Source organism: Serratia sp. CY33525 (assembly GCF_052169115.1).
Taxonomy (GTDB): domain Bacteria; phylum Pseudomonadota; class Gammaproteobacteria; order Enterobacterales; family Enterobacteriaceae; genus Serratia; species Serratia sarumanii.
Genome location: NZ_JBJNLK010000029.1, coordinates 1 through 1,340 on the forward strand (window position 1 = coordinate 1; position 1,340 = coordinate 1,340).

Here is a 1,340-nt window from a genome sequence, read left to right on the forward strand (position 1 = left end):
AATCGTACCCCAAACCGACACAGGTGGTCAGGTAGAGAATACCAAGGCGCTTGAGAGAACTCGGGTGAAGGAACTAGGCAAAATGGTGCCGTAACTTCGGGAGAAGGCACGCTGGCATGTAGGTGAAGTCCCTTGCGGATGGAGCTGAAGCCAGTCGAAGATACCAGCTGGCTGCAACTGTTTAATAAAAACACAGCACTGTGCAAACACGAAAGTGGACGTATACGGTGTGACGCCTGCCCGGTGCTGGAAGGTTAATTGATGGGGTCAGCCGCAAGGCGAAGCTCTTGATCGAAGCCCCAGTAAACGGCGGCCGTAACTATAACGGTCCTAAGGTAGCGAAATTCCTTGTCGGGTAAGTTCCGACCTGCACGAATGGCGTAATGATGGCCAGGCTGTCTCCACCCGAGACTCAGTGAAATTGAACTCGCTGTGAAGATGCAGTGTACCCGCGGCAAGACGGAAAGACCCCGTGAACCTTTACTATAGCTTGACACTGAACATTGAGCCTTGATGTGTAGGATAGGTGGGAGGCTTTGAAGCGTGGACGCCAGTCTGCGTGGAGCCATCCTTGAAATACCACCCTTTAATGTTTGATGTTCTAACTCTGCCCCGTGATCCGGGGTGAGGACAGTGTCTGGTGGGTAGTTTGACTGGGGCGGTCTCCTCCCAAAGAGTAACGGAGGAGCACGAAGGTTAGCTAATCACGGTCGGACATCGTGAGGTTAGTGCAAAGGCATAAGCTAGCTTGACTGCGAGAGTGACGGCTCGAGCAGGTACGAAAGTAGGTCTTAGTGATCCGGTGGTTCTGAATGGAAGGGCCATCGCTCAACGGATAAAAGGTACTCCGGGGATAACAGGCTGATACCGCCCAAGAGTTCATATCGACGGCGGTGTTTGGCACCTCGATGTCGGCTCATCACATCCTGGGGCTGAAGTAGGTCCCAAGGGTATGGCTGTTCGCCATTTAAAGTGGTACGCGAGCTGGGTTTAGAACGTCGTGAGACAGTTCGGTCCCTATCTGCCGTGGGCGTTGGAAGATTGAGAGGGGTTGCTCCTAGTACGAGAGGACCGGAGTGAACGCACCACTGGTGTTCGGGTTGTCATGCCAATGGCATTGCCCGGTAGCTAAGTGCGGAAAAGATAAGCGCTGAAAGCATCTAAGCGCGAAACTTGCCTCAAGATGAGTCTTCCCTGGGCCTTTAAGGCCCCTGAAGGAACGTTTAAGACTAAGACGTTGATAGGCTGGGTGTGTAAGTGCAGCGATGCATTGAGCTAACCAGTACTAATGATCCGTGAGGCTTAACCTTACAACACCGAAGGTGTTTTAGAGACGAAGA

Annotated in this window: 1 rRNA gene; it reads left to right on the plus strand. The window is 52.6% G+C overall.

Features of this window, described 5'->3' with window-relative positions:
* Positions 1–1,310 (plus strand): 23S ribosomal RNA (locus tag ACJ8IM_RS25150); the annotation flags it as partial.
* Positions 1,311–1,340 lie beyond the last annotated feature (30 nt).